The 2435-nt window shown below is 74.2% G+C and carries 3 protein-coding genes; all 3 read left to right on the forward strand.

The window, feature by feature from the left end:
- Nucleotides 1-146 (forward strand): TetR-like C-terminal domain-containing protein (locus IH13_RS0107545; protein WP_031082195.1); only part of this gene is annotated, 146 nt, incomplete at its 5' end.
- 70 nt (nucleotides 147-216) lie between these two features.
- Complete coding sequence (locus IH13_RS0107550) at nucleotides 217-1404, forward strand: SGNH/GDSL hydrolase family protein (protein ID WP_031082198.1); 1188 nt, start codon at nucleotides 217-219, stop codon at nucleotides 1402-1404.
- 217 nt (nucleotides 1405-1621) lie between these two features.
- On the forward strand, nucleotides 1622-2435 hold an 814-nt coding region (locus IH13_RS0107555), incomplete at its 3' end, for an aromatic acid exporter family protein (protein WP_082317538.1).

A 2435-nucleotide genomic window follows, 5' to 3' on the forward strand; every position in this document is an offset into this window, starting at 1 on the left:
TCCGCCTGCTGGGCAGCGTCTTCCACGGCTACGTCACCCTGGAGCTCGGCGGCGGTTTCGACCACAGCGCCCCCGACACGCAGGAGACGTGGGAGCGGATCCTCGACTCCCTCGACGCGTTGCTGCGGAACTGGCCCGCGAACTGAGCGCGGCCCGCATCCGGCCCCGGCCCCGTGCGGAGCCGGAGCACGTACCCACTCCGATCAGATGGAGACCATGCGTACCGAACACAGCTGGATCACCACACCCGTCACGGCGTCCCTCCTGCGCGGCGCCGTCGACGTGGAATACACCGAGCAGGGCGTGCTGCCCCACCGGCTGCCGGCCTGGGCGCGCGCCCAGTGCGCCGACCCGCAGCTGGCCATGGCCGAGTCCCAGCCCGCGGGCGTCCGGCTGGCCTTCCGCACCCGGGCCACCGCGCTCGAGCTGGACACCCTGCCCACCAAGCGGGCGTACGTGGGTGCGCCGCCCCGGCCGGACGGTCTGTACGAACTGCTCGTCGACGGGCGCCCGGCGGGCCGGGCCACCGTGACCGGGGGTAACACCCTGACCGTCGACATGACCGCGGGGACCAGCGAGTGGACGCCCGGCCCGTCGGGCACCCTCCGTTTCACCGGGCTGCCCGACCGCCCCAAGGACGTCGAGATCTGGCTGCCGCACAACGAGACCACCGAACTCGTGGCCCTGCGCACCGACGCTCCCGTCGAGCCCGCCGTGGACCGGGGCCGCAGGGTGTGGCTGCACCACGGCAGTTCGATCAGCCACGGCTCCGAGGCGGCGGGTCCCACCAGCACCTGGCCGGCCGTGGCCGCGTCCCTGGGCGGTGTGGAACTGGTCAATCTGGGTCTGGGCGGCGGTGCCCTGCTCGACCCGTTCACCGCCCGCACCCTGCGCGACACCCCGGCGGACCTGATCAGCGTGAAGCTGGGCATCAACGTGGTCAACGCCGACCTGATGCGGCTGCGGGCCTTCGGCCCCGCGGTCCACGGCTTCCTCGACACCATCCGGGAGGGGCACCCCACCGCACCGCTGCTGGTCGTCTCGCCCCTGCTCTGCCCCATCCACGAGGACACCCCCGGTCCGAGCGGCCCGGACTTCAGCGACATCACCGAGGGGCGGCTCCGGTTCCGGGCCATGGGCGACCCCGCGGAGCGGGCGGCCGGAAAGCTGACGCTCACCGTGATCCGGGACGAACTGGCCGCCCTGGTCCGGCGGCGGGCCGTCGACGACCCGAACCTGTACCACCTCGACGGCCGCGAGCTCTACGGCGAGGCGGACTACGCCGAACTGCCGCTGCCCGACGAACTCCACCCGGACGCGGCCACCCACCGCCGCATCGGTGAACGTTTCGCCGGTCTGGCCTTCGCCCGCGGCGCCTTCGCCGAGGCCCGCGCCACGGTCTGACACCGTTCGGCCGGGGCGCGGGCGCGTGGCACCGGCCCCCGCCCGACGTGGCCGGCCAGGGGGGGTGCGGAGGAGCGGGGCCGGTGACGCGTACGCGGCGTTTGTGCCATATGCGGCCGGGTACAGGTGTCTTCTGCGTGACGAGCAGCACCGTCGAGGAGTGATCCATGGCCGCCCACCGCCACCGACCCGTGCCGACCCTTGCCGAAGGCGCCCTGTGAAGCTGTGGCCCGACAGCCTGGCATGGGTGGCGCGCAGGCCCGACCGCTATCTGGTGGTGCAGTCGCTGAAGGCCGCGGCCGCCGCGGCCGTGGCCTGGGCGGTGACCGGGTGGTGGCTGGCGGCGCCCATGGCCCTGATGGCGCCGTGGGCGGCGGTCGCGCTGGTGCAGGGGACCGTGTACCGGTCGATGCGGACCGGCGTGGAACTGCTGTCGATGATCGCGTCCGGGACCCTGCTGGCCGCCGGGGCCGCGGCCCTCACCGGCGACACCATGACGGCGATGCTCGTCGCGCTGCCGGTCGCCGTGCTCCTCGGGAACTGGGCGCCCGTCGGTGACCAGGGCCTGTACGCGCCGACCACCGCGCTCTTCGTGCTGGCCTACGGCTCGTACTCTCCCGTCGCCGTCGGGCACCGCCTCCTGGAGACCCTCGTCGGTGCCGCGGTGGGCGTCGCGGTGAACGCGCTCGTGCTGCCGCCGGTGCACTCGCTCCAGGTCAGCCGGCTGGCGTGCTCCCTGCCCGGCGACTGCGCCCGGCTGCTGCGGCGCATGGGCGAGGGCGTCAAGGACGACTACTCGGAAGCGCGGGCGGCGGAGTGGTACCAGGAGGCCGGCGGGCTGTACAGAACCCTGTCCGAGCTGCGCACCGCGCGCGCCTGGTCCGTCGAGAGCGCCCGGTTCAACCCCGGGTACCGCCTCCGCCGCCGGGTCCGGCCCGCCCCGTCCGAGGTGTGGGACTCCGTGTGGGCCCAGGTCGGCGACCGGCTCCTGACGCTCTCGCTCGCCCTGAGCGAGGCGGCGTCCGAATGGC

Origin of the sequence: Streptomyces sp. NRRL WC-3549 (assembly GCF_000721935.1) — a bacterium.
Classification (GTDB): domain Bacteria; phylum Actinomycetota; class Actinomycetes; order Streptomycetales; family Streptomycetaceae; genus Streptomyces.